The following is a 26,156-nucleotide window of genomic DNA, read 5'->3' on the forward strand; positions in this document are numbered from 1 at the left end:
ACATTCTGACGAGGCCTTGTGCCAGCCATGGAAACGCCCCACAGCGACCCTATCCTTTTCCAAGAGTGCATGGCATTGAGTCCTAGATAGCCGTCGCGCCACCATCCACCGCCAAGGCTTGCCCTGTGGTAAACGCTGCCCCATCGCTGCACAGGTACAGCACGGCACTGGCGATTTCCTCGACCTTGCCAATGCGCCCGACCGGGTGCATGGCGGCGGCGAACTCGGCTTTGCGCGGATCTGCTTCATAGGCACGGCGGAACATGTCGGTGTCGATCACCGCAGGGCACACTGCATTCACGCGGATTTTCTTCTTTGCATATTCGATGGCGGCCGATTTGGTCAGGCCGATCACGGCGTGCTTGGACGCCGCATAGATGCTCATCTTCGGCGCAGCGCCCAACCCGGCGACCGAGGCGGTGTTGACGATCGCACCACCGCCCTGGGCCAGCAACAGCGGCAGTTGATACTTCATGCACAACCATACGCCCTTGACGTTGACGCCCATGATTGCATCGAACTCATCCAGGCTGCCGTCGGCCAGCTTGCCCTTCTCGATCTCGATGCCGGCGTTGTTGAAGGCATAGTCCAGGCGCCCATAGGCGGCGATGGTCTGTGCCATCAATTGCTGCACATCGGCCTCCAGCGTGACATTGCAGCGCACGAACAGCGCTTCGCCGCCTGTTTGTTGAATCAACGCAACCGTGCCCTCGCCGCCCGCCACATCCAGGTCGGCTACCACTACTTTCAAGCCTTCTGCTGCAAATGCCAGCGCAGTGGCGCGGCCAATACCGGCGGCGGCGCCGGTCACCAGGGCGACCTGGCCGGAAAACGTCATGCTCATGGGGGATGTCCTATGCAAGAAATGGCCGTGGGCCGAGTCTAGCCAAGCGCATGGCGGGCGCGTCAGCACTATCATATGGCCGGTTGGGGTCGCATGAATGGCAGTGATAAGACGCAGGGGCCAACTATCAACCCGACCTATCGGCGGGCATTCGCACTCACCCTTTACCTTGCCCCCAAGCCGATGAAGGTCTATCACTCAAGGCTCACTTTTTGAAGAGTCCCTGCCATGACTGCCCAGACCAACCGCCAATTCCTGCTCGCCAAACGCCCGGTCGGTGCGGCCACGCGGGAGACCTTCACCTACCAGGAAGTGCCGGTGGGCACGCCAGCGGACGGGCAAGTGCTGGTGCGCAATGAATACCTGTCCCTGGACCCGGCCATGCGTGGCTGGATGAACGAGGGAAAATCCTACATTCCACCGGTCGGCATCGGCGAAGTCATGCGGGCGCTGGGCGTGGGCAAGGTGATTGCCTCGAACAACCCGAAATTCGCGGTGGGTGATTATGTGAACGGCGCCCTGGGCGTGCAGGATTATTTCCTGGGCGAGCCGCGCGGTTTTTATAAGGTGGACCCAACACTGGCACCGCTGCCGCGCTACCTGTCAGCGCTGGGCATGACCGGCATGACCGCCTACTTCGCCCTGCTTGACACCGGCGCGCCCAAGGCCGGTGAAACGGTGGTGATCTCCGGCGCCGCCGGTGCGGTGGGCAGCATTGCCGGGCAAATTGCCAAGCTCAAGGGCTGCCACGTGGTGGGCATTGCCGGGGGCGCCGACAAGTGCAAATTCCTCATTGATGAACTGGGCTTTGACGCAGCCATCGATTACAAAAGCGAAGACGTGCCAGCCGCCCTCAAGCGCGAGTGCCCCAAAGGCGTGGATGTGTATTTTGATAACGTTGGCGGCGACATTCTCGACGCCGTGCTCAGCCGCCTGGCCCTGAAGGCGCGGGTGGTGATCTGCGGCGCAATCAGCCAGTACAACAATAAAGAGGCGGTGAAAGGCCCGGCCAACTATTTGTCGTTGCTGGTCAATCGTGCGCGCATGGAAGGGTTTGTGGTGATGGACCACGCGGCGAACTTTGCCGCCGCCGGGCAGGAGATGGCCGGCTGGATGGCCCAGGGCAAGCTCAAGAGCAAGGAAGATATTGTCGAGGGGCTGGAGACGTTCCCGGAGACGTTGATGAAGCTGTTCAACGGCGAGAACTTTGGGAAGTTGGTGCTTAAAGTCAGCTGACCCGATCGTTCCCACGCTCTGCGTGGGAATGCAGCCCGGGACGCTCTGCGTCCCAAAGCGTGACGCAGAGCGTCACAAGAGGCGTTCCCACGCAGAGCGTGGGAACGATCATCAGGCGATTTCGGCGACAACTGCCGCCAGTGCCTTGGCCGGATCCGCCGCCTGGCTGATCGGGCGACCGATCACCAGGTAGTCCGAGCCGGCATCCAGGGCCTGACGCGGCGTCAGGATACGACGCTGGTCATCCTGGGCGCTGCCTGCCGGGCGTATCCCCGGGGTCACCAGTTGCAGCGACGGGTGCGCGGTCTTCAGCGCCTGGGCCTCCAGGGCCGAACAGACCAGGCCATCCAGGCCAGCCTTCTGCGCCAATGCCGCCAGGCGCAGGACCTGCTCCTGCGGCTCGATGTCCAGGCCGATGCCGGCCAGGTCTTCGCGCTCCATGCTGGTCAGCACGGTCACACCGATCAACAAGGGTTTGGGGCCGCTGCGCTGCTCGAGCACTTCGCGGCAGGCGTTCATCATGCGCAGGCCGCCGGAGCAGTGCACGTTGACCATCCACACGCCCATTTCGGCGGCGGCTTTAACCGCCATGGCCGTGGTGTTGGGGATGTCATGGAATTTCAGGTCGAGGAATACTTCGAAGCCTTTGTCACGCAGGGTGCCGACGATTTCGGCGGCGCAGCTGGTGAACAGTTCCTTGCCGACCTTGACCCGGCAAAGCGTGGGGTCCAACTGGTCAGCCAGCTTCAGTGCGGCGTCACGAGTGGGGTAATCCAGGGCGACGATGATAGGAGTCTGGCAGACGGGCATTGGAATGGGCTCTCAGGCAAGTCGAAATCGGCGCGGATTGTAGCGCAAGCGGCGCCGTTGCGGGATCCGATGATCGGTAAAATGCTGATCAAGCGCGCATAACCGGGGATTTCGAGTCATTGTGTCAAGACCGATACATTCCCGACATGCCCTCAACACGCCCCGCGACTAGCCTCGCGCACATGACCGCTCGCCCGGCACTTCCAGCCATGGAACCGGGCGCCTATGCTCAATGCAACAACCCAGGCAGATGATCGCACTATGCATACCCCTACCGTCTCTGTAAACGAAGAGCAAAAAGGCGCGGTGATCGCCGAAGACAAGCGGTGGAACACCCGCGCGCTGATCGTCGATGACGACCTGCCGATCCGCGAACTGCTGATCGACTACCTGGCCCGCTTCAATATTCTCGCCACCGGCGTCACCGACGGCACGGCCATGCGCACCGCCATGCAAGCCGAAACCTTTGATGTAGTAGTACTCGACCTGATGCTGCCGGGCGAAGACGGCCTGTCGCTGTGCCGTTGGTTGCGCACCGAGTCGGACATCCCGATTTTGATGCTCACCGCACGCTGCGAACCCACCGACCGCATCATCGGCCTGGAACTGGGCGCCGATGACTATATGTCCAAGCCGTTCGAGCCGCGCGAGCTGGTGGCGCGTATCCAGACCATCCTGCGCCGGGTGCGCGATGACCGCACCGAGCAGCGCGCCAACATCCGTTTCGACAACTGGCGCCTCAACAGCGTACTGCGCCAACTGGTGGCCGACGATGGCCTGGTGGTGCCGCTGTCCAATGCGGAATTTCGCCTGCTGTGGGTGTTCATCGAGCGCCCGCGCCGTGTGCTGAGCCGCGAACAATTGCTGGATGCTGCCCGTGGCCGATCCATCGAAGCCTTCGACCGCAGCATCGATCTGCTCGTATCGCGCCTGCGCCAGAAGCTTGGGGATGACCCGAAAGCCCCGCAACTGATCAAGACCGTGCGCGGCGAAGGCTACCTGTTCGACGCCCGGGATATCGGTTGATGCGCGCCACCTTCAATACGCTGTTTGGCAGGCTGTTCGGCGTATTGCTGGTGGCTATTGTGCTCGCTCATGTGCTGGCGATCTTCTGGTTCCGCCACTACGGCCCGCCCCCACCGCCGCCCCAGGAAACCTTTGTCGAGCAACCGGACGGCACGATGAAGCCATTGGCCCGCCATCACCGGCCGTGGTACGGCGGCCCCGTGGTGCCGCTGACCTTTCAGTTTATCTCGCTGATCATCGCCGCCTGGTACGGCGCCAAACTGCTGAGCCGGCCGATCCAGCGCCTGAGTGCAGCCGCCGAACGCTTGAGTCTTGACCTCGACAGCCCGCCGCTCAACGAGTCCGGGCCACGGGAAGCGCGCCAGGCTGCATCGACCTTCAACCTGATGCAAAAGCGCATCCGCGAGCAAGTCAGCCAGCGCGCGCGCATGCTCGGCGCCGTCTCCCATGATCTGCGTACGCCGCTGTCACGCCTCAAGCTGCGCCTGGAGCAAATCGAAGACCCCAGGCTGCAAGGCCAGATGCGCCAGGACCTGGACGACATGATCGGCATGCTCGACGCCACCTTGAGCTACCTGCACGAACAGCGCACCAGCGAGACCCGGCACTGGCTCGACGTGCAGGCGCTGGTCGAGTCCCTCAGCGAAAACGCCCAGGACCAAGGCGCGGACGTGCAGTTTTGCGGCACTTGCGCGCCGTTGCAGGTGCAACCGATGGCACTGCGTTCGTGCCTCAACAACCTGATCGACAACGCCCTGCGGTATGCCGGCACGGCGCGTATTGAGTTGGCAGACAGCCGTGGCGCCCTGGTGATCCGCGTGATCGACCACGGGCCTGGGATTGCAGCCGATAAACGCGAGGCGGTGTTCGAACCGTTCTTTCGCCTCGAAGGCTCACGCAACCGCAACTCCGGTGGCGTCGGCCTGGGCATGACCATTTCCAAGGAAGCCGTGGAGCGCCTCGGCGGCCACCTGAGCCTGGAGGAAACCCCAGGCGGTGGCCTGACGGCCGTGATGTACTTGCCGAGGGCTTAAAGCGCTTTATCTTCGCGACGGTCCTGGGACTGGGTCGCGCTCCAATCCGTCAGCAGGCTGTAGGCCACCGCCAACAAGGTCGGGCCGATAAACAGGCCGATGAAGCCAAAGGCAATCAAGCCGCCAAACACACCCAACAGCACGATGACCAGCGGCAGATTGCCGCCTCGGCTGATCAGGTACGGCTTGAGCACGTTGTCCACGCCACTGATGATGAACGTGCCCCAGACACCGAGGAACACCGCATAGGTGTAGTCGCCCTTCCATGCCAGCCAGGCCGTGGCGGGAATCCACACCAGCGGCGGGCCCATGGGGATCAGGCTGAGCAGGAAGGTGACGATGCCCAGCACCAGCGCGCCCGGCACGCCGGCAATCAGGAAGCCGATCAGCGCCAGCAGGGCCTGGGCCGCCGCCGTACCAATCACGCCGTTGACCACCCGCTGCACAGTGCCGGCCACCAGTTCGATGTAGTAACCGGCGCGCTCGCCGATCAGGCGCTCCAGCAACCGATGGGCAAACATCGCCAGCCGTGGCCCATCACGGTAAAAGAAGAACACGAACACCAGGCTCAGGGTCAGCTCAAGAATACCGCCACCAATTTGCGCACTGCGCGCCAACAGCCAGTTGCCCACCTGCCCCAGGTACGGCTTGATGCTGACCATCAGCGCTGCACCCTGTTGGTCGATGCTGTCCCAGGTCGCCACCAGCCGCTCGCCAACAAAGGGGATCGAGTTCAGCCAGGCAGGGGCGGCGGGCAAGCCGTCAACCTGGATATCCTTGATCAGGCCCACCGCATCGCGCACATGGTCGGCCAGGTTGAACCCCAGCCACACCAGCGGCACCGCCACCAGCAACATCCAGCCCAACGTGAGGATGCCCGCCGCCAGGGATTCGCGGCCACCCAGCCAGCGCGTGAGCAAACGCATCAGCGGCCAGCTGGCAAACGCCAGCACCGCGCCCCAGAACAGCGCCGACCAGAACGGCGCCATCACCCAGAAGCTGGCACCAAACAACACCAGCAGCAGGATTTGCACCAGTAGGCGATCGTTATTGAGCATCGGGTATCTCGAGAATAAGGCTGTAGGAAGAGAGCTTAGGCGAACGGCACGGGTCCGTTCGCCTTATAACGGTCAGCGTATCAGATGCAGGTGCAAACCCTTAGCGTCACCGCTGCCGGTTTCCAGGCGGGCGGCACGCACACCGCTGTCGATCAGGCCCTGGCGCCAGGCCTCGGCGGTCGGCCCGGTGAGGCTCACGCGCAAGGTGGCGTCGAGGTTCAAACCACGGGAAATCAAGGTCAGCCAGGTGGTGTCAGGCGCGTTGCCGAGTGCCGGAAAGTCCAGCTCGCCGGTGCTTTTCAGCTCGCGCAGCAAGGTCGCCGAGGTGGGCAGCAAGTCGCCCAAGGGCGCGTCGGCGTCCAGTTGTTCTACATGCAGATAAGCACGGCGGTTGCCGCGCGTAATGCCATACAGCGCCACCAACGAGTGGTCCTGCGGGGCTGCCAGGCGCAGCAGCAGGTATTCCTGCTGGCCGTCGGCGCCGACCAGCTTGGCATTGCCGAACACTTCATTGGCCCACAGGCTGCTTTCGCCGCAATCACGCGCCTGGCACCAGAACAACAGCTGCGCGCCCTTGGCCTGCAACGCTTCACGTGTCGCGATAAAGGCGGCGCTGGAGGTGTGCTCGGCGGGCAGTTCATAGGTGATGGCAGTGGTTTGGCCGCGGGCCGTGGCCTGGCCTTCGTAGCGCAGCTGGCCGCTGATCTTGCGGATCGCGCCCATGGGGTAGATGCGTTCTTTTTCTTCAGCGGGGCGATAATCGACGATTTGCGCATCGACCTGACGGGCCACGGCCGGCAGATCCTGGCTGCCTGGCACATCGGCGGCGAACACCAGGGGGCTGAAACAGCACAGCCCAAGGGCACGGAGACATTCTTTACGCAGGCTCATCGGATGAGTGAGCCCTGGCCATCGAAGTGCACAGCAGTGTTGAGTTCGTACATGGTTGACTCCCTTTCAATCCGCCCAGCCTCGGCAGTTGACCCCGCCAAGTCAAGGCGTGGAGAAGAACCGATTGAAACAGTCTGCAACAAGGATCGCGCCGGGCTCATCATTAAGGTGTAAATGATGGCCGCCCGGCAGCGTGCTCACCGTAAAAGGTAGCTGAGAAAGCAATTCGGAATGTTTCGCCAACAGGCCGTCAGCCGCGACGACCAACTGTGTAGGGCAACCCACACGCCGCACGAAAGCCATCGCCTGCTCATCGGTCAGGCGCATCGGCGATGCCAGGGTCAAGCGCGCGTCGGTGCGCCAGGTGTAGCCGCCCGGCACGGGCATCAAACCGCGCTGGGCCAGCAGTTCGGCGGCTTCACGGCTGACCGCCACTACGCCTTTCATGCGCGCTTGCACCGCGAGGTCCAAGGTGCTGTAGACCGGTTTGCGCTTGTCTTGCAACCTCAATTGCGCCTGCAACGCCATGCCGAGGCGCTCGGCAGCGTTCTCGCCAGCAGCGGTCGGCGGGATCACGCCGTCGATCAACCCCAGGTGAGTGACACGTTCCGGCAACGCCCCGGCCAGCACCAGGGAAACGATGGCGCCCAGGGAATGGCCAAGTAATGCAAAACGTTTCCAGCCCAGTTGTTCAGCCACTTGCAGCACATCAAACACATAATCCCACAAGGCATAACCGGCCCCACCAGGCCGATGGGCCGAATGCCCATGCCCGGCCATGTCCAGCGCAACGATGCGCAACCCCTCAAGCTTGGGCGCCAGCCGCGCAAAGCTGTTGGCGTTGTCCAGCCAGCCATGCAAAGCGATCACCGGCAGGCCGTCTTCAGGCCCGAACAGATGCGCGGCCAATTCGATATGCGGCAGGCTCAGGCGCACTTCTTCGACCGGGTTGCTCATGCGCAGCTGCGCTCGCGGGCTTGCCAGCGGGAAAACAGGTTCTTGATCAACGTCGCGGTGTCCTGGGGGCGTTCGAGGGGAAACATGTGGCCGCCGGGCATGGTGAGCATTTCGCCCATGGGCAGGCGGTCGACACCACTGGCATGGTGACGCATCACCACCCGGCTCTGGCGACCGCGCACCACCGCCAGCGGCACCTTCAATTGGCGAACCTGGCCTGGGCTGGTGTGGGGCACGCCTCGGTAGATACTGATCTCGGTGGCCGGGTCAAAGCGCAAGCGCAGGCGATCGCCCACCTGTTGCAGGCCGTGTTGCAGGTACGCGTCAAAGCACTCCGGGTCGAAACCGCGAAACAGCGTTTTGCCGGCGAAATAGCTGCGTGCAGCTGCCAGGTCACTGAATTCTTCCCGTCGCCCCAAGGTGCGCCCCGCCGGCGTCAGACGGTCGATAAAACCAAAGCGCTTGGCGGCGCGAATCACCCAGCGGTCAGCGCGGGTCAACACCGGCGAATCGAGCATCACCACGCCACGGTACAGCTGCGGGCAGCGCATGGCGGCGTGCAAGTGCAGTACGCCGCCCAAGGAATGGCCCACGCCCCACACCGGTTCCGGTTGCTGTTTCAGGTGGTGGATCAGCTCGTCCACCAGGTTCTGCCAGTTGTCATCCACCGGAAACCTGGGGTCGTGACCGTGCTGCGGCAAATGCGCCACCGCGTATTCCGGGGCCAGGGCGGCAAACAACTTGCCGTACGTGGCCGAAGGAAAGCCATTGGCATGGGCAAAAAACACGTGCTGCGACATACAGGATCCATCTACGAGAACAGAAGTGAATTGTCACCAGCCTTTAACCGTACAGCAATGACTGTAACCGCCAGGAATGATGACACTCACGCCACGCCTATCGTGCCGGCGGCTTCTCGCCCAACGGCACCACGGCCATGGTCAGGCGCGACACGCAGCTGGCCTTGCCATCGTCGCTGGTCAAGCGAATGTCCCAGACCTGCGTAGTACGGCCGATATGAATCGCCCGCGCCACCGCCGTCACCCGCCCGCTGCGCACACCACGCAGGTGGTTGGCGTTGACCTCAAGGCCCACGCAATAGAACTTGCTGGCATCAATGCACAGGTAAGCCGCCATGGAACCGACGCTTTCGGCCAGCACCACCGACGCGCCACCGTGCAGCAGGCCGTACGGTTGGTGGGTGCGCTGGTCGACCACCATGCTCGCGGTCAGGGACTCGTCGTCGAAGCTTTCGAAACGGATATCCAGCAATTCACCGATGGTGTTTTTCTGGCTGGCGTTGAGTTGCTCGATATTCGGTTGGGTGCGCCACAAGCTCATGAAATCGTCCTTATTGGTTTTATTACGACCCTAATCCTGCCACACAATCGGCTCGCTGCGTTCGCTCCAGGCCGAAAATTGTGCGCCGTAAGTCGACTCGATCACGTTGCGTTTTATCTTCAAAGTCGGCGTCAGAAAGCCGTTCTCTACTGCCCAACTGTCTTTGACCACCACCAGTTGGCGCAACCGCTCGTGCTTGTCCAACGCGCCGTTGACCTGTTCCAGCCAGCGTTCCAGGCTGCTGCGCAGTGCCTGTCGGTCCTGGCTGCCGGCCGACAACACGCACAGGCCCATCGGCGCCAGCAAACCATCGCCGACCACGCACACCTGTTCGATGCGCGCGTGTTCAGCCAGGCGGTTTTCGATCGGCGCCGGGGCCACGTACTTGCCCTTGCTGGTCTTGAAGATCTCCTTGAGACGCCCGGTCAGGCGCAGGCGGCCGTCAGCATCCTGCTCGCCCTTGTCGCCGGTGCGCAGGAAGCCATCGTCGGTGAGGGTTTCGGCGGTTTTCTGCGGGTCCTTGAAGTAACCGAGCATGGTCGCGCCGCTGCGCACCTGCACTTCGCCCATCGGGTCGATGCGCACCTCAACGCCAGGGCACGGCAAGCCGATCCAGCCGAGCGTTTGCTGGCCAGGGCGGCATACATGGGAATAGCCGCAGCTTTCGGTCATGCCATACACCTCCAGCACGTCCAGGCCCAGGCGTTGATACCAGCGCAGCAAGGCTTCCGGCACCGGGGCGGCGCCGGACAGCGCGATGCGCAGCGCATCCAGGCCCAACCCGACCAACACTTTGTGGCCGACGCGCTTGCCGATAAAAGGCAGGCGCAACAGGGTATCGAGGCGTTTTTCCGGGATTTTGGCGTAGACGCCCATCTGGAACTTGGTCCAGATACGCGGGACGCCGAACAAGGCCGTGGGGCGCGCCCGGCGCAGGTCGGTCAGGAAGGTGTCGAGGCTTTCGGCGAAAAACACGGTTTGCCCGGTATAGATCGCCGCCAACTCGACAAACATGCGCTCTGCCACATGGCACAACGGCAGGTAGGACAGCAGCCGGTCGTCCTCGCCCAAGCCAAATATTTGCGTGCCGCGCGTGGCGGCAAACCCCAAGGCACCGAAGGTTTGCATCACACCTTTGGGCAAGCCGGTGGTGCCGGAGGTGTAGACAATGGTGGCCAGGCTCGCGGCCTCAGGCAAAGGGTTGTCCTGAATCGGTGAACTGGCTTGCAGGTCTGCCCAGCTGAAATCAAAGTCGCCGGCCGGGCACAACGGCAGGCTGATGGTCGGCAAACCGGCCGGGATGCCGGGCGCCATGGCGGGCCAGTCATCCAGCTTGCCGATCAACACCAGCGCCGCCTCCGAATGCGTGAGCACATGGTTGACGGAGTCCGCCGTGAGGTTGGGGTACAACGGCACCGACACATGCCCGGCCATCCAGATCGCCAGGTCGGCAATGATCCAGTGCGCGCAGTTTTTCGAGATCAGGGCAATGTGCGAGCCCTGGGGCAATGCCCGGGCGCGCAGCCAATGCGCGGCACATCGGGCCTGATGGCCGACATCGCCCCAGGTGAGCGTCTGCACCTCGCCGCCGCCGATGGGTTGCACCAGGAAAGGTTTGCGCGGGTGTCGCGCTTCACGTTCGAAGAAGACCTGCAACGGCAAACGAAAAGCGACAGGCATGGGACGCGCTCCTTTGTGATCCGATGATAGCCAACCAAGCACTTGCTTGGTTGACTATATAGCACACAAAAAGAAGCGATCCAGCTTATGGGTTTTTTACGTTGACCAGGCTCATCAGCCCTGCCAGCGGAAAATCGCCTTCCAGCTCCGCCAGGCTGGCGGTGTGCATCGGCTCTGGCTGGCGCGGGTGACCATGCTGCAAAAAGCTGATCAGGCTGCCCACCAAGGGTTGGTGGCTGACCAGCAGCACGTTGTCATCGGTGTCGAGCTTTTCCAGCACTTGCAGCGGGTTGCCCTCAGGCGTCAACCACGGCACCGTGCGGACCTGCGGCTCGAAACCCAGCACCTCACGCACCAACTGCGCGGTTTGCTGCGCCCGCACATAGGGGCTGGCGATAATGGCACTGATGGGCTGGCCAATCAGGTGCGCGGCACTGCGCAACACTTCGCCACGACCATGCTCGGTGAGGTTGCGCTCGGCGTCGGTGCGCGCATGCCCTTCGGCTTCACCGTGACGCAAAATCCATAGCTTCACAGCTTCGGCTCCTCATCACGCACCGGGTGCGGCGCGGGCGGCACGCTGTGGGCGGCTTCGCCTTCGGGTGCGCGTGGGGTTGGCCAATCGGCGAACGGCCAGGGTTTCTGCTCGGTGTGAAAGCTGCCGAAACGGCCGATCTGCGCCAGGAACTGGCTGAGGCTGTCGCCAAAATTCATCAGGCCCAGGTTCGGCGCGCCGTAGATCAGGCGATAAATCAGCTGCACCACCACCAGCGCACCGAGCAGGAACTGCGCCACTTGCCACACCAGCGCAAACACCAGCATCCACAGGATACGCAGGAGGATGGACTCGTATTTTGGGCTGTCTTTCGGATCGTTCATGTGCGCGTTCCTCAGTTGAAACCACTGGTGGAAATAAAGTCGACGTCGGTTTTGGGCTCGGCGCGCATCAGCAGCTCGATCACCTGGTTCAAGGTGCGCCCTTCAAACAGGATCGCGTGCAGCCCGGCGACCAGCGGCATGTACACACCGACTTCCTGGGCCTTGGCCTTCAGCACCTTGAGGGTGTTGACGCCTTCGGCGACTTCGCCCAGGCGCGTAACCGCGTCTTCCAGGCTCAGGCCCTGGCCGAGGGCGAAACCGACCTGATAGTTACGGCTTTTGGGCGACGAGCAGGTGACGATCAAGTCGCCTACGCCGGCCAACCCGAGGAAGGTCATCGGGTTGGCGCCCTGGTTCACCGCAAATCGGGTCATTTCCGCCAGCGCGCGGGTGATCAGCATGCTCTTGGTGTTCTCGCCCATGCCCAGGGCCACGGCCATGCCGGCGATGATCGCGTAGACGTTTTTCAGCGCCCCGCCCAGCTCGACGCCGAAGCGGTCGCCACTGGCGTAGACGCGAAAGGTACGGCCATGCAGCACAGCCTGGACACGTTCGCACAGCGCCTCGTCTTCGCTGGCCACCACCGTGGCGGTCAGCGCGTGCTCGGCGACTTCCCGCGCCAGGTTCGGCCCGGACAGCACGCCGATGCGCGCCTGCGGGGCGATCTCGGCGAGGATTTCGCTCATCAGCTTGAAGGTCTGCGCCTCAATGCCTTTGGTCAGGCTGACCAGCAGCTTGCCGGCCAGGCGCTCAGCGTGGGGCGCCAACACCGAGCGCAAGGCGCTGGAAGGCAGCGCGACAAAACACAGGTCACAGTCGGTCAGCGTCGCCAACAGGTCGGTGACCGGTTCCACCGCCGGATGAATCTTGATGCCTTTAAGGTAACGGGGGTTTTCCCGATGCACGCGGATGGCCTCGGCCTGCTCGGGATCGCGCATCCACTGGCGCACCGCGTGGCCATTCTCAGCCAGCAGGTTAGCCACGGCGGTACCAAAACTTCCGCCTCCCAGGACCGCAATAGGGCGCTGTTCAGTCATATGCAATCCGTTAATCCTTACATGGCGATGGCGGCATTATACGGGGCGACCCGCTTGCGGCCAGCCCCCGCGTCAATTCGTGCGCTTGTCGGAAAATGCCACACTTGTGTGAAGTAATTGCAAGTCCCACGACTGGCAAATGGCCCCACCTCAGTTAACATGGGCGGCTATCCGTAATTATCAAGGCCGTGCCGTGTATCTGGGCCCTCCTCCTCGCTCATCGCTGTTGCTGATGTTGCTGTGCAGCACCCCTGCGCTGGCTGATGACCTGTTTCTCGACAGCCAGCCGCTGCCGCAAGTGTTGACCGCCACACGCCTCAAGCAATCGGCCGCGGCCGTGCCCGGCAGCATGACGGTGATCGACAGCGAGCTGATCAAGGCCAGCGGCGCACGCGACATCGCCGAGCTGCTGCGGCTGGTGCCGGGTATGATGGTCGGCTACACCAGCGGCAACCAGGCCGCGGTGAACTACCACGGCACCAGCGCCAGCGACGCGCGGCGCATGCAAGTGTTGATCGACGGGCGCTCGGTGTACCGCGCGGGCCTTGCCACCGTGGACTGGAGCGACATCCCGGTGGCCATGGAAGATATCGAGCGCATCGAGGTGTTCCGTGGCCCCAACACCGTCAGCTACGGCGCCAACGCGCTGATGGCGGTGGTCAATATCCTCACGCGCTCACCGGCCAACAGCCACGGTTCGCGGATTAAAGTCATCCGTGGCCAGCGCGGCATCAACGACTACTACGCCAGCCAGGGCGTGGGTTGGGAAACCGGTGACTTGCGCCTGTCCTTGTCCGGTCAGCAGGACGATGGCTTTGACAGCGATGCCGTCGGCGCCGACCGCCGTGACAGCCGCCGCCTCAACCGCTTCAGCCTGGCGGTGAGCCAGACCCTGAACGCGCAACAGAGCCTCGACTGGCAATTTGACGCTAAGGAAGGCACCAACCAGCGTCCTTATACCTACACGCCGGTATTTGCCGGGATTACCGAAGGCGGCACCAATTCCGATGCCGTCGCCAAGGACTATGCCGGGTCGTTGCGCTGGAACGTCGACTTCAACCCCGAGCACAGCCTGTACATTCAGGGCTCGGCCCAGCAATGGGACCGACAGCAGGTCTGGAAAGCCTGTGATGCCAAGGTCTCGTTCAGCCCGGAGCTGACGCGGTTGTGGCAACTGAACCCCAACTATGCCGAACAGCTGGCCCGGCACATGAACAGTTACAAACCAGACAGTTTACCGCCTGGCAGCAGCACTGAGCAGGGCCTGGCCAAGCAAGTCCTGGAACAGTGGCGCGACGGCGCCAACCAGAGCGTCTGCGGTGATATCGACCAGAGCACCCGCGAAAGCCGCTACGACTTGGAGATCCAGGACACCCTGAGCCTGTCCGACAGCCTGCGCCTGGTCAGCGGCATGAACTACCGTTACGACCGCGCCGACTCCGACACCTACTTCAACGGCACCCTTGACGACACCACCTGGCGCTTGTTCGGCCACCTGGAATGGCGCGCCAGCGAACACTGGCTGCTGCAAGGCGGCGCCATGTACGAAGACACCCACTTGAGCGGCAACTCGCTGACGCCGCGGGTGGCGGTCAACTACCTGATCAACCCGCGCCACGGCCTGCGGGCGGTGTACTCCGAGGCGATTCGCTCGCCCGACATGTTCGAGAACAACGTCAACTGGAGCTACCGCGTCACCAACTTGAGCTCCCCGACCTACGGGCAGAACTCCGGGCAATATTTTGTGGTGACGCGGGGCCCCGGCAACCTCGATAAAGAGTTGATGCGTTCACGAGAGCTGGGCTACAACGGCTTCTTTGCCGACTTCGGGTTGAATGTCGACGTGAAACTGTTCTACGACGAAATCACCGAGATGATCAGCTCACCGCTGCGCAACAACCAATACATTGCCAGCAACGCTAACAGCGCACGGTTCACCGGCGCCGAATCGCAGTTCGACTGGCGCATGAGCAATACCGACCGCCTGCGCCTGACCTATGCTTACGTCGACGCCGCATCCAGCAACCCGCTGGACAAGGCGCAAACCGCGCGCAACAGCGGCTCGGCCGGTTGGCTGCGCGAGTGGGGCCACGGCTGGTCCAGTGCGCTGTTCTACTATGGCGACGATGCGCTCAACCAATATCGCTTCGAACGGGTCGACCTGCGGGTGGCCAAGCGCATTGCCCTGGGCAAAGCCAATGTGGAGCTGGCCGGCATGTTGCAACAACGCCTCGATAACCAGCCCACCACCTGGGCCGATAACCACTACGACAGTCGCCATGTCCTCTATTTCAGCGCGGAGCTGGAATTCTGACATGAGCGCTCAGTCACGGATGACCCCCTTCTTTATCTTTCGGCTCTGGCGCCGTGCCTTGCTGCTGGTGTGCCTGCTGCTGACCGCGCCGGCGTGGAGCGCCGATATCCTGTTGACCGCCGCCGAAGACGGTGCCGGCGTTCAGGCATTTACCCAAGCCCTGGCCCGGCAGCGCCCCGAAGACCAGGTGAGCTTTGTCCCGCTCAAAGACTTGCCCGCGCCGAGCCGGTTGCCGCCCGCCACCCGCCTGATCCTGCTGGACCTGCCCGGCCTCGACTGGCGCCTGCAGGATGACCAGGGCCCGCCGACCCTGGTGTTGCGTATCAGCCGCCTGCAGGCACGCCAGCGCCTGGGCACCACCCACCCGGCAAAAATCAGCCTGTTGTGGAGCGACCCGCCGCTGGCGCGCCAACTCAAGCTGATCGCCAACATCCTGCCGCAGGCCCGACGCATCGGTGTGCTCTATGGCAGCGACAGTGAGTTCCTGCTGCCGGAGCTGCGCGAGTACGCAGCGCCCATGGGCCTGCAAATCGTGCCGCAGCGCTGGGACAACATCAGCGACAGCCGCCCGCTGCAAAACCTGCTCAAGAACAGTGACGTGCTGCTCGGCCTCGACGACCCGCAGTTGTACAACCCGAAAACCGTGAAGAACCTGTTGCTCAGCAGCTATGCCCAGCAACTGCCGCTGGTGGGCCCCAACGCCGGGTTCGTCAAGGCCGGCAGCCTGGCCAGCACCTACAGCGACCAGGCCGACTGGCTGGATGTACTCGACCGGCTGCTGGATCATCCGCCCGCCAACTGGCCACGCAGCCTGTACCCGCAACACTTCAAAGTCGTGGGCAACCCGCAAGTCGCGCGCTCACTGGGGATCGAACAGGTGGACGAAGCCGCCGTCGCCGCCCGCCTGGCCGAAGGAGAAAAACGCCCATGACCTTGCGTCGTCGCTGGGACATCAACACCCGCACCCAGCTCATCACCCTGGGCCCGGCGCTGTTGCTGACCCTGCTGTTGATCAGCTTCTTTACCTTCGTGCGTATCCAGGACTTGCGCCAGGAGCTCGACCACACCGGCCAGTTGATCGCCAACCAACTGGCCCCGGCCACCGAGTACGGGGTTATTTCCGGCAACAACGATGTGCTCGAAAGCCTGCTGCGTGCCACGCTGGCCACCCCGCATGTGCGCTTTCTGGAGATTCAGGACAGCACCGAGAACATCCTGGTGTATGTCGAGCAACCCTCGGAGAAACACGACCGTTCGCTGTCGGTGAAAGTGTTCCAGGCCCCCATCCGCTTGCAGCATATCCAGCTGGGCAATGACTTTTTCCAGGACAACCTCAACGAACCCAAGGCGCCGCGTGCCGATTACCTGGGCCGGGTGATCGTCGGCATGTCCAACGACGCCTTCAGCCAGCGCCAGCAGGAGATTCTGTTCAAGGCCGGCATCCTCGCACTGTTCGCCCTGCTGTTTACCTTCCTGCTCGCCCGGCGCCTGGCCGCCAGTCTGTCGCAGCCGATCAGCGCCATGGGCCACGCGGTAAAAGCCATCCAGCAAGGCGACTACAAGACACCGCTGCCGATTGTCGATGACTCGGAGCTGGGCGACTTGTCGCGGCACATCAACAACCTCGCCGAAGGCCTTAACCAGGCCAGCCGCGAACAGCAGCAGGCCATGGCCCAGTTGATCCAGACCCGCGAGGAGGCCGAACGGGCCAACAACGCCAAGTCGGACTTCCTGGCGATGATGAGCCACGAGCTGCGCACGCCCATGAACGGCGTGCTGGGCATGCTGCAACTGCTGGAAACCACCGAGATGACCGAGGAGCAGACCGAATACGCGGCGCTGGCGTCGGAGTCCACCGAGCACCTGCTTAAAGTCATCAACGACATCCTCGACTTCTCACGCATCGAACGCGCCGCGCTGGAGCTGGAACATATCCCCTTCAACCTCGCCGACCTGATCAACAGCTGTGCCCAGGCCTTCCAGCACAGCGCACAGCAGCGCGGGTTGAGCCTGGAGTTGCCGATTCCGCCGGGCATGGACGCCTTGCGCGTGCAGGGTGACCCGACCCGTATCCGCCAAATCCTGGTGAACCTGATCGGTAACGCGCTCAAATTCACCGAGCACGGCAGCGTCACCGTCGAGCCCCATTGGCAAACCCTCGACCATGAACTGGTGTGGTTCACCTGCACGGTGCGCGACAGTGGCATCGGGATTTCCGCCGAACGCCTGGAACTGATGTTCGATGCGTTCCAGCAGGCTGACAGTTCCATTTCCAGACGTTACGGCGGCACCGGCCTGGGCTTGCCCATTGCGCGCACGCTGGCCGAACGTATGGGCGGCACGCTGCGCGCGCAAAGCCAGGAAGGCCGTGGCTCGGTGTTTACTCTGGAAATCCCGCTGGCCATCGACCAGCACAGCCTGCCGGCGATCGCCCTGGACGCCGAGGGCAAGGCCAGCGCGGGTGATGGCCGCCATGTGTTGCTGGTGGAGGACAACCCGGTCAATCGCACCGTGGTCGAAGCCATGTTGCGCAGCCTGGGGTTTGAAGTGAGCCTGGCCATCGATGGCGCCGAGGCGATCCGCAGTGCCGAGAGCCTGATTTTTACCGCGATCCTGATGGATTGCCGCCTGCCCTTGATCGACGGCTACGAAGCCACCCGCCGGATTCGCCAACTGCCCGGCTGCGCCGACCTGCCGATTATCGCGCTGACGGCCAACGCCTTGCAGGGTGATCGCGAAGCCTGTCTGGCAGCCGGAATGAACGATTACCTGGCCAAGCCGTTCAAACGCACGGATTTGCAGCAAATACTGCAGCGCTGGGTGCAATAGCGCGGCGCCATCAGCCAACTCCGACTGGCGTGAAAGACGAAAGTGCGGCAGTCTTAGGCACCCAAACGGGCCGATAAACAGGCTCGGTTTAAAATTTCAGTGAACAAGTGTACATTGAGTACCTTGACGCTGTGACTTTCACTACAACGCAATAGTCTATGTGTAGGCTGCCGATATGAGGCATGAACGCTTCATTCGGTCCGGGAAGATTTACCCTGCCCTGCCGCATGGGATTATTGAGGAGCTCGCATGACCAAACAAAACGCCTTTACTCGGGAAGACCTGCTGCGCTGCAGTCGCGGTGAGCTGTTCGGCCCAGGTAACGCGCAACTGCCCGCCCCGAACATGCTGATGGTGGATCGCATCACCCATATCAGCGAAGAGGGTGGCAAGTACGGCAAAGGTGAATTGGTCGCCGAGCTGGATATCACCCCTGATCTGTGGTTCTTCGCCTGCCATTTCGAAGGCGACCCTGTGATGCCGGGCTGCCTGGGCCTTGATGCCATGTGGCAACTGGTCGGTTTCTACCTGGGCTGGCAAGGCCTGCCAGGTCGCGGTCGTGCCCTGGGTTCGGGCGAAGTGAAGTTCTTTGGCCAGGTCCTGCCGACCGCCAAGAAAGTCACCTACAACATTCAAATCAAGCGCGTCCTCAAGGGCAAGCTGAACCTCGCTATCGCCGACGGTTCGGTGACTGTCGACGGTCGCGAGATCTATACTGCCGAAGGCCTTCGGGTCGGCGTATTCACTTCCACTGACAACTTTTAAGGGTTATCCGCATGCGCCGCGTCGTTATCACTGGTCTGGGTATTGTTTCTTGCCTGGGCAATGACAAAGAGACCGTCACCGCTAACCTGCGTGCAAGTCGCCCTGGCATCCGCTTCAACCCGGAATATGCCGAAATGGGTCTGCGTAGCCAGGTTTCCGGCTCCATCGACCTGCCCCTCGAAGAACTGATTGATCGCAAGATCTATCGCTTCGTCGGCCACGCTGCCGCCTACGCCTACCTGGCCATGAAAGACGCCATCGCCGACTCGGGCCTGAGCGAAGACCAGGTTTCGAACGTACGCACCGGCCTGATCGCCGGCTCCGGCGGCGCATCAACCCTCAACCAGATGGAAGCGCTGGACATCCTGCGCGAAAAAGGCGTGAAGCGCGTTGGCCCGTACCGTGTCACACGGACCATGGGCAGCACCGTTTCGGCCTGCCTGGCCACGCCGTTCGCCATCAAGGGCGTGAACTACTCGATCTCCTCCGCGTGCGCCACCAGTGCTCATTGCATCGGTACTGCGGTCGAGCAGATCCAGTTGGGCAAGCAGGACATCGTCTTCGCCGGCGGCGGCGAAGAAGAACATTGGAGCCAGTCGTTCCTGTTCGACGCCATGGGCGCGCTGTCCACCCAGTACAACGAAACCCCGGAAAAGGCCTCCCGCGCCTACGACGCCAAGCGTGACGGTTTCGTCATCGCCGGCGGTGGCGGCATGGTAGTGGTCGAGGAGCTGGAACACGCTCTGGCCCGTGGCGCAAAAATCTACGCGGAAATCGTCGGCTACGGCGCTACGTCCGACGGCTACGACATGGTTGCGCCAAGCGGCGAAGGCGCCATCCGTTGCATGCAGATGGCCATGTCCACCGTGGACACCCCAATCGACTACCTGAACACCCACGGCACTTCGACGCCGGTCGGCGATGCCAAGGAAATGGAAGGTGTGCGTGCGGTATTCGGCGACAAGGCACCGGCCATCAGCTCTACCAAGAGCCTGTCGGGTCACTCCCTGGGCGCCGCCGGCGTTCACGAAGCGATCTACTGCCTGCTGATGATGGAAGGCAACTTCATGGCCGGCTCGGCCAACATCGACGAGATCGACCCGGTCGTCGCCGACATGCCGATCCTGACCAAGACCGTCGAAAACGCCAAGATCGACACCGTGATGAGCAACAGCTTCGGCTTCGGTGGCACCAACGCCACTCTGGTACTGAAACGCTGGCAGGGCAAGTAAGCCCCGCAGGTTGATCACCTGAAAAAGCCCCGACTGGTTCGGGGCTTTTTTGTGGGCAATGGAATGAGTCCGAGTCGCCTTCATCGCAGGCAAGCCAGCTCCCACATTTTGAATAGCGAACACAGTCAACTGTGGGAGCTGGCTTGCCTGCGATAGCGTCACCCAGGTCTCAAGCCCTACACCGAAAACCGCGCCACCATGGTATTCAGGTCCACCGCCAACCGCGACAGCTCCTGGCTCGCCGCACTGGTCTGGTTAGCCCCGGTCGACGTCTGATGCGCCAGATCGCGAATGTTCATCAAATTGCGATCCACCTCCCGCGCCACCGCCGCCTGCTGCTCCGACGCGCTGGCAATCACCAGGTTGCGCTCGTTGATCAAGGTAAAGGCCGACGCAATCTCCTCCAACGCCGTGCCCGCCGACTTGGCGATATCCAGGGTAGAGCGCGCCCGGGTGTTGCTCTGCTGCATCGAACTGACGGCCTGATCAGTGCCTTGCTGGATCCCGCTGATCATCAACTCGATTTCCTGGGTCGACTGCTGCGTGCGATGGGCCAAGGCCCGCACCTCATCGGCCACCACCGCAAAGCCACGCCCGGCATCGCCTGCGCGCGCCGCCTCAATCGCGGCATTCAACGCCAGCAAGTTGGTCTGCTCGGCAATCGAGCGAATCACATCCAGCACCTTGCTGATGCCATAGACCTTCTGCGCCAGGTCCTCGACCTGAGTGGCGTTGGAGGTGACGTCATCGGCCAGCGCTTCAATCGACACCACGGTCTGATGCACCTGCTCGCGCCCACGCTGGGCAATGCGGTCAGACTCGCGGGACGCCTGGGACGTGGCCACCGCATTGCTCGCCACCTCCTCCACCGCGGCGGTCATCTGGTTGACCGCCGTGGCCGCCTGTTCGATTTCCTGGTTCTGCTGGTGCAAGCCACGGGTCGCATCTTCAGTCACACAGCTGAGCTCTTCAGAAGCCGAAGCCAATTGGTTCGAAGACTCGGCAATCCGTCGGATGGTGTCGCGCAGGTTCGCCTGCATGCCCTTGAGCGCCTGCTGCAAGCGCGCGGGCTCATCGTTGCCGGTTACGTTGATCTCACCGGTGAGGTCGCCGCCCGCCACGCCCTGGGCGACCTTCAGCGACTGCGCCAACGGCAGCACGATGCTGCGGGTCAGCCAGACCGCCAGGCCGATGGTGATCAATGCGGTAAGCACTATCATGCCGACCACCCACGTGCGCGATTGCGTGAATACGCTCTGCGCCAGGTTCGCGGCCTGGTTGGCACTGGCCTTGTTCAAGGTCACCAGGTGGTGCAAGGTCGCGGCCAACTCATCGGCCAGTTGATTCATCTCACCGTTGACGATCCTGATCGCATCTTCCAGCTGATTGGCCTTGGAAAACCCCATCACCTGCTCCTGGCGCTGCAGGTATTGCTGCTCCTGGGCCTTGAAGCGATCAAACAGCGCACGCTCTTCGGGCAGTACGATCAGCCCTTCGTAGAGCGTCTGCGCCCGGTGCAGGCCGTTTTTCAGGTCAGTGAGTTTCTGCTCGTTCTGCGCCAGCGCCTGCGGGTCACGGTTGACCAGCAAACGCAGGGTGAGCGCACGCACCCGCAGCAGGTCCTGGGCCATCTCCCCCACCGCCATCACGCTGGGCAACCAATTGTTCTCTACCTGATCGGACTGTTGGCGCATATTGGCCATTTGCAGCAGGGCGAAACCGCCCAGGGCAAACACCATCAATGCCAGCACGCCAAAGCCCAAACCGGCGCGCGGGGCGATATTCAAACTACGGATACTCATGCCTGGATTCCTTCCGAATGCGCTGCATCCACCTGCAGCAGGTCTCCTGAAAGGTATCGGCCCGTTGTCCCGTTTGCGTAAGACGAAAACGCGATATCAACGCCCATTGCAATCGCGCGAGCTGCCATTGCAAAAAACGCGGAACACTGAAGTGCCAGCATGCTCTATAACTGCATGACCTTTTCCTGCCCTCGTGAGGTTTGCCATGCCTGTTACCGTCAATACCCTGAACCACGATAACTTTCGCCACAGCTTGAACATCGACAACCACGAGCTGTTCACCGACCTGCCCAAAAGCCTGGGCGGTAGCGACTCGGCGCCCTCGCCCCACGACTATTTCGACGCCGCCCTGGCCTCGTGCAAGGCGCTGACCGTGAAGCTCTACGCCCAGAAAAAAGACATCCCGCTTACCGGCGTCACCGTGGAAGTCACCCACGACAGCGCCGAGGAACAAAAAGGCAAGTACAAGCTCAACGTCAAGCTGACGCTCAAAGGTGTGCTCACCGACGAGCAGCGCGACATCCTGCATCACGTGGCCGATCGCTGCCCGGTACACAAGCTGATGACCACTGCCGAAGTCATCATCGAGACCAAACTGTCCGAAGGCGCCTTCAGCCAGTAGCGCCAACCTCCCGTCGAGCGGGTTATGCTCAGTAGCACCTAACCCGCTCAGACAGGGACGCCCCATGACCACCCTCACCGTGATCCGCCCGCGCGCCGAAGACGTCGAAGGCCAGCCGATCCTGCGCCCGCTGCCGTCACGCGAATGCCGCAGCGTCGGGCCTTTTGTGTTTTTCGACCACATGTTGCCGACCCGCTATGCGCCCGGCACCGGCATGAATATTCGCCAGCACCCACATATCGGGCTGTCCACCCTCACCTATCTGTTCGAAGGCGCCTTGCAGCACAAGGACAGCCTGGGCTCGGACCAGGTAGTGCAAGCCGGTGACGTCAGCTGGATGACCGCCGGCAGCGCAATTGCCCACGTCGAACGCACGCCCGATGCCATCAAGGCCAGCGGCTTCAGCCTGCATGGCCTGCAAGTGTGGCTGGCCTCGCCCAAAGACCACGAAACCGGTCCGGGCCACTACAGCCATCATCCTGCGGCGAGCCTGCCGGTGAGCGACAACCTGGGCGTGCAGATCCGCCTGATCGCAGGCTCGGGCTTCTGCCTTAAATCGCCGGTGCCGGTGCTGTCACCCACGCTGTACGCCGAAGTGCAGATGCACACGGCCACCACCTTGCTGATCCCGGATGAGCATGAAGAACGGGCGGTGTATGTGCTGGACGGCGAGGCGCAACTGGACGGTGAGGCCGTCGAGGCGCATAGCCTGGTGGTGTTGCCGAGCGGGCAGGCAATGACCTTGTTTGCTCAAAGCGATTGCCACGTGGTGGTGTTCGGCGGCGCGCCGCTGGATGGGCCACGGCGGATCAACTGGAATTTTGTCGCGAGCGATCCGGCGGTGATTGAACAGGCCAGACAGCGTTGGGCGGCTGGGGATTGGCCGACGGTGCCGGGTGAGTCTGAAAGGATTGAGTTGCCGGTGAGATGATCGTTCCCACGCTCTGCGTGGGAATGCAGCCCGTGACGCTCCGCGTCACCAAGAGCGGACGCTGAGCGTCCAGCGAGGCGTTCCCACGCAGAGCGTGGGAACGATCAACGCTAAAGCTTTAGCCCTTGAACACTTCGTCCAGCAAGTTATGCATCGACTGGAACGCCCGTTTGGCCGTCTTTGCGTCGTACATCATCTTGCCCGGCACATTGGCGTGCGGGTCGGTGAAGGAATGCACCGCGCCGCCGTAGCTCAGCAACTGCCAATCCACACCGGCGGCGTTCATTTCCGCCTCAAACGCCGGCAGTTGCTCTTTTGGCACCAATGGATCGCTAGCGCCGTGCAGCACCAGCACCGAGCCTTTGACGTGCTTCGCACCTGCAGGATTGTGCGTGTCGATCGTACCGTGGAACGACACGGCTGCCTTCAACGGCGCACCGGTACGTGCCAGCTCCAGCGAGCAGAAACCGCCAAAGCAGAAACCGAAAGTGGCCAGCTTCGAGGTATCAACAGCCGCTTCGGTCTGGCTTTGCAGCTGCTCAAAGGCCGCCTGCATGCGCTTGAGCAGCGCCGGGTTATCGTTCTTCAACGGCATCATCGCAGCGCCGGCTTCATCGCCATTCGTCGGGCGCACGGTTTGCCCGTACAGGTCGGCGATCAGCACCACGTAGCCTCGGCTGGCCACGCTTTTGGCGATTTCTTCGGCACCCGCACTCACACCCATCCAGTTCGGCGCCATCAGCAGGCCCGGCAACGGGCCGTTGTGGCTGGCGTCGAACGCCAGGCGGCTTTCATAAGACTGGCCATCAATCTGATAGACCACGGAACGTACAGTGACTTGGCTCATCATTTACTCCAGTTGAGGTGCGTTAGAACGAAAAAACCCGCCGAAGCGGGTTTTTCTACAACGGTGTTAAACCGACAGTTCAACCAACAGCTTGTTCAGGCGGCGCACATACGCGGCCGGATCCTTAAGGCTGTCACCGGCGGCCAGGGCTGCCTGGTCGAAGAGGATATGGGACAGGTCGCCAAAACGCTCTTCGCTCTGCTCGCCATCGAGTTTCTCGATCAGCGGGTGAGCCGGGTTGAATTCGAAGATCGGCTTGGAATCCGGCACCTTCTGACCGCTGGCTTCGAGGATCTGACGCATCTGCATGCCCAGATCCTGCTCGCCGATGGCCAGAATCGCCGGAGAATCGGTCAGACGGTGGGAAACCCGCACTTCGCTGACGGCATCGCCCAAGGCAGTCTTGATCCGCTCAACCAGGCCTTCTTTAGCCTTGGCGACTTCTTCGGCTTCCTTCTTCTCTTCTTCAGAGTCCAGGTTACCCAGGTCCAGGTCACCACGGGCCACGTCGACGAAGGTCTTGCCATCGAACTCGCTGAGGTAGCTCATCAGCCACTCGTCGATACGGTCGGTCAACAGCAGCACTTCGATGCCTTTCTTGCGGAAGACTTCCAGGTGCGGGCTGTTCTTGACCTGGGCGTAGGTCTCGCCGGTCAGGTAGTAGATCTTGTCCTGACCTTCCTTGGCGCGTGCCAGGTACTCGGCCAGCGACACAACCTGCTCGCCGTCGTCACCCTGAGTCGAGGCAAAACGCAGCAGGCCGGCAATTTTTTCCTTATTGGCGAAGTCTTCCGCCGGGCCTTCTTTCATGACCTGGCCGAAGTTTTTCCAGAAGCCCTTGTATTGCTCAGGTTCGTTCTTCGCCAGTTTTTCCAGCATGTCGAGCACGCGCTTGGTCAGCGCCGACTTCATGGAGTCGATGATCGGGTCTTTCTGCAGGATTTCCCGCGACACGTTCAGCGACAGGTCGTTGGAGTCGACCACACCCTTGATGAAGCGCAGGTACAGCGGCAGGAAGGATTCTGCCTGGTCCATCACGAACACGCGCTGCACGTACAGCTTCAGGCCTTTCGGCGCTTCACGCTGGTACAGGTCGAACGGAGCGCGGGCCGGCACGTAGAGCAGCGAGCTGTATTCCAGCTTGCCTTCGACCTTGTTGTGGCTCCAGCTCAGCGGGTTTTCGTAGTCGTGAGCGATGTGCTTGTAGAACTCCTGGTATTCCTCGTCTTTGACTTCGGTACGAGGGCGGGTCCACAACGCGCTGGCACGGTTGACCACTTCCCATTCCTGGGCAGGCTTTTCTTCGCCCTCGACAGCCGCTTGTTCTTTCGGCAGTTCGATGGGCAAAGCAATGTGGTCGGAGTATTTCTTGATGATATTGCGCAGGCGGTAGCCGTCGGCAAATTCATCTTCAGCCGCTTTGAGGTGCAGCACGATACGCGTACCGCGGTCAGCCTTGTCGACAGTGGCGATTTCAAACTCGCCCTCACCTTTGGAGGCCCAGTGCACGCCTTCGCTGGCGTCAAGGCCGGCGCGGCGGCTGAATACTTCAACCTTGTCGGCGACGATGAAGGCCGAGTAGAAGCCCACGCCGAACTGGCCGATCAGGTGCGAATCTTTCTTCTGGTCGCCCGACAGGTTCTTCATGAAGTCTGCGGTGCCGGATTTGGCGATGGTACCCAGATGAGTAATCGCGTCTTCGCGGCTCATGCCGATGCCGTTGTCTTCGAGGGTGACGGTCTTGGCGTCCTTGTCGAAGCTCACACGGATTTTCAGTTCGGCGCCACCTTCCAGCAACTCAGGCTTGGAAAGGGCTTCGAAACGTAATTTGTCGACAGCGTCAGAGGCGTTCGAGATCAATTCGCGAAGGAAGATTTCCTTGTTGGAATACAGCGAATGGATCATGAGGTGCAGCAGTTGCTTCACCTCGGTCTGGAAGCCCAGGGTTTCCTTTTGAGTTTCCACACTCATGGTCATCAAACTCCAATTGGATGGCAATGGCCGCGCCCGAAAGGGTTGGC

24 protein-coding genes and 1 pseudogene are annotated in these 26,156 nt (G+C 62.1%); 10 read left to right on the forward strand and 15 right to left on the reverse strand.

Features of this window, described 5'->3' with window-relative positions; translation table 11 throughout:
- Positions 1-82: 82 nt before the first annotated feature.
- Positions 83-844, reverse strand: a complete 762-nt coding sequence (locus BLV67_RS07365) for an SDR family oxidoreductase (RefSeq protein WP_065929518.1) — start codon at positions 842-844, stop codon at positions 83-85.
- Between the two features lie 228 nt (positions 845-1,072).
- On the opposite strand from BLV67_RS07365, the gene BLV67_RS07370 reads away from it, so the two are divergent.
- Positions 1,073-2,080 (forward strand): NADP-dependent oxidoreductase, encoded by a 1,008-nt coding sequence (locus BLV67_RS07370; RefSeq protein ID WP_065929517.1) that lies wholly within the window; start codon positions 1,073-1,075, stop codon positions 2,078-2,080.
- Positions 2,081-2,191: 111 nt separating this feature from the next.
- On the opposite strand, the gene pyrF is transcribed toward BLV67_RS07370, so the two are convergent.
- Positions 2,192-2,890 carry an orotidine-5'-phosphate decarboxylase gene (pyrF, locus tag BLV67_RS07375; protein ID WP_065929516.1) on the reverse strand — a complete coding sequence of 233 codons (699 nt, stop codon included), beginning with the start codon at positions 2,888-2,890 and terminating at the stop codon, positions 2,192-2,194.
- Between the two features lie 261 nt (positions 2,891-3,151).
- Here pyrF and BLV67_RS07380 point away from each other — a divergent pair, with 261 nt between their 5' ends.
- Together BLV67_RS07380 and BLV67_RS07385 are read left to right on the forward strand one after the other, a co-directional pair.
- On the forward strand, positions 3,152-3,916 hold the full coding sequence (locus BLV67_RS07380) for a response regulator (RefSeq protein WP_056859738.1): 765 nt from the start codon (positions 3,152-3,154) through the stop codon (positions 3,914-3,916).
- On the forward strand, positions 3,916-4,950 hold the full coding sequence (locus BLV67_RS07385; protein WP_069788745.1) for a sensor histidine kinase: 1,035 nt from the start codon (positions 3,916-3,918) through the stop codon (positions 4,948-4,950). The genes BLV67_RS07380 and BLV67_RS07385 overlap by 1 nt, the downstream gene beginning before the upstream one ends.
- On the opposite strand, the gene BLV67_RS07390 is transcribed toward BLV67_RS07385, so the two are convergent.
- The 9 genes from BLV67_RS07390 to BLV67_RS07430 form a co-directional block, all read right to left on the reverse strand.
- Positions 4,947-6,008: an AI-2E family transporter gene (locus BLV67_RS07390; protein ID WP_069788744.1), complete on the reverse strand. Its 1,062-nt coding sequence runs from the start codon at positions 6,006-6,008 to the stop codon at positions 4,947-4,949. The two genes, BLV67_RS07385 and BLV67_RS07390, sit on opposite strands and share 4 nt — an antisense overlap.
- Before the next feature lie 72 nt (positions 6,009-6,080).
- The gene (locus tag BLV67_RS07395; protein ID WP_069788743.1) at positions 6,081-6,899 is read right to left on the reverse strand and encodes a DUF4892 domain-containing protein; all 819 of its coding nucleotides are present in this window, start codon (positions 6,897-6,899) and stop codon (positions 6,081-6,083) included.
- A 102-nt stretch (positions 6,900-7,001) separates the two neighbouring features.
- Positions 7,002-7,856, reverse strand: coding sequence for an alpha/beta hydrolase (locus tag BLV67_RS07400; protein ID WP_065929512.1), 855 nt, complete (start codon positions 7,854-7,856; stop codon positions 7,002-7,004).
- Complete coding sequence (locus tag BLV67_RS07405; protein ID WP_069788742.1) at positions 7,853-8,656, reverse strand: alpha/beta fold hydrolase; 804 nt, start codon at positions 8,654-8,656, stop codon at positions 7,853-7,855. The genes BLV67_RS07400 and BLV67_RS07405 overlap by 4 nt, the downstream gene beginning before the upstream one ends.
- Before the next feature lie 97 nt (positions 8,657-8,753).
- Positions 8,754-9,197 carry a hotdog fold thioesterase gene (locus BLV67_RS07410; RefSeq protein ID WP_069788741.1) on the reverse strand — a complete coding sequence of 148 codons (444 nt, stop codon included), beginning with the start codon at positions 9,195-9,197 and terminating at the stop codon, positions 8,754-8,756.
- A gap of 30 nt (positions 9,198-9,227) precedes the next feature.
- Positions 9,228-10,877, reverse strand: coding sequence for an AMP-binding protein (locus BLV67_RS07415; RefSeq protein WP_069788740.1), 1,650 nt, complete (start codon positions 10,875-10,877; stop codon positions 9,228-9,230).
- An 85-nt stretch (positions 10,878-10,962) separates the two neighbouring features.
- Positions 10,963-11,412, reverse strand: coding sequence for a phosphohistidine phosphatase SixA (sixA, locus tag BLV67_RS07420; RefSeq protein WP_069788739.1), 450 nt, complete (start codon positions 11,410-11,412; stop codon positions 10,963-10,965).
- The gene (locus BLV67_RS07425) at positions 11,409-11,756 is read right to left on the reverse strand and encodes a DUF4389 domain-containing protein (RefSeq protein WP_069788738.1); all 348 of its coding nucleotides are present in this window, start codon (positions 11,754-11,756) and stop codon (positions 11,409-11,411) included. Before BLV67_RS07425 ends, sixA begins: the two co-directional genes overlap by 4 nt.
- An 11-nt stretch (positions 11,757-11,767) precedes the next feature.
- On the reverse strand, positions 11,768-12,793 hold the full coding sequence (locus tag BLV67_RS07430; RefSeq protein ID WP_056859718.1) for an NAD(P)H-dependent glycerol-3-phosphate dehydrogenase: 1,026 nt from the start codon (positions 12,791-12,793) through the stop codon (positions 11,768-11,770).
- 193 nt (positions 12,794-12,986) lie between these two features.
- On the opposite strand from BLV67_RS07430, the gene BLV67_RS07435 reads away from it, so the two are divergent.
- The 5 genes from BLV67_RS07435 to fabB all read left to right on the forward strand — a co-directional run bounded on the left by BLV67_RS07435 (position 12,987) and on the right by fabB (position 19,933).
- Positions 12,987-15,107, forward strand: a complete 2,121-nt coding sequence (locus tag BLV67_RS07435) for a TonB-dependent receptor plug domain-containing protein (RefSeq protein ID WP_341865569.1) — start codon at positions 12,987-12,989, stop codon at positions 15,105-15,107.
- Between the two features lies 1 nt (position 15,108).
- Positions 15,109-16,038, forward strand: coding sequence for an ABC transporter substrate-binding protein (locus BLV67_RS07440; protein ID WP_065929505.1), 930 nt, complete (start codon positions 15,109-15,111; stop codon positions 16,036-16,038).
- Complete coding sequence (locus BLV67_RS07445) at positions 16,035-17,936, forward strand: ATP-binding protein (protein WP_056859721.1); 1,902 nt, start codon at positions 16,035-16,037, stop codon at positions 17,934-17,936. The genes BLV67_RS07440 and BLV67_RS07445 overlap by 4 nt, the downstream gene beginning before the upstream one ends.
- A 249-nt stretch (positions 17,937-18,185) precedes the next feature.
- On the forward strand, positions 18,186-18,701 hold the full coding sequence (fabA, locus tag BLV67_RS07450) for a 3-hydroxyacyl-[acyl-carrier-protein] dehydratase FabA (protein ID WP_003210552.1): 516 nt from the start codon (positions 18,186-18,188) through the stop codon (positions 18,699-18,701).
- An 11-nt stretch (positions 18,702-18,712) separates the two neighbouring features.
- Positions 18,713-19,933: a beta-ketoacyl-ACP synthase I gene (fabB, locus tag BLV67_RS07455; protein ID WP_012723103.1), complete on the forward strand. Its 1,221-nt coding sequence runs from the start codon at positions 18,713-18,715 to the stop codon at positions 19,931-19,933.
- A 176-nt stretch (positions 19,934-20,109) separates the two neighbouring features.
- Here fabB and BLV67_RS33635 read toward each other — a convergent pair whose 3' ends face one another.
- Positions 20,110-20,973: a methyl-accepting chemotaxis protein gene (locus BLV67_RS33635; protein ID WP_371919102.1), complete on the reverse strand. Its 864-nt coding sequence runs from the start codon at positions 20,971-20,973 to the stop codon at positions 20,110-20,112.
- Positions 20,965-21,735: pseudogene (locus BLV67_RS33640) on the reverse strand (MCP four helix bundle domain-containing protein); the annotation flags it as partial. The pseudogene BLV67_RS33640 and the gene BLV67_RS33635, both read right to left, overlap by 9 nt.
- A 205-nt stretch (positions 21,736-21,940) precedes the next feature.
- On the opposite strand from BLV67_RS33640, the gene BLV67_RS07465 reads away from it, so the two are divergent.
- Complete coding sequence (locus BLV67_RS07465) at positions 21,941-22,357, forward strand: OsmC family protein (protein ID WP_069788735.1); 417 nt, start codon at positions 21,941-21,943, stop codon at positions 22,355-22,357.
- 64 nt (positions 22,358-22,421) lie between these two features.
- Positions 22,422-23,288 (forward strand): pirin family protein, encoded by an 867-nt coding sequence (locus BLV67_RS07470; RefSeq protein ID WP_065929502.1) that lies wholly within the window; start codon positions 22,422-22,424, stop codon positions 23,286-23,288.
- Between the two features lie 118 nt (positions 23,289-23,406).
- Here the strand turns inward: BLV67_RS07470 and BLV67_RS07475 are convergent, their stop codons facing one another.
- Both BLV67_RS07475 and htpG read right to left on the reverse strand, forming a co-directional pair.
- Positions 23,407-24,135: a dienelactone hydrolase family protein gene (locus BLV67_RS07475; protein WP_069788734.1), complete on the reverse strand. Its 729-nt coding sequence runs from the start codon at positions 24,133-24,135 to the stop codon at positions 23,407-23,409.
- Positions 24,136-24,201: 66 nt separating this feature from the next.
- Positions 24,202-26,106, reverse strand: a complete 1,905-nt coding sequence (gene htpG, locus BLV67_RS07480) for a molecular chaperone HtpG (protein WP_065929522.1) — start codon at positions 26,104-26,106, stop codon at positions 24,202-24,204.
- Positions 26,107-26,156: the final 50 nt, after the last annotated feature.

Origin of the sequence: Pseudomonas salomonii, assembly GCF_900107155.1 — a bacterium.
Taxonomy (GTDB): domain Bacteria; phylum Pseudomonadota; class Gammaproteobacteria; order Pseudomonadales; family Pseudomonadaceae; genus Aquipseudomonas; species Aquipseudomonas salomonii.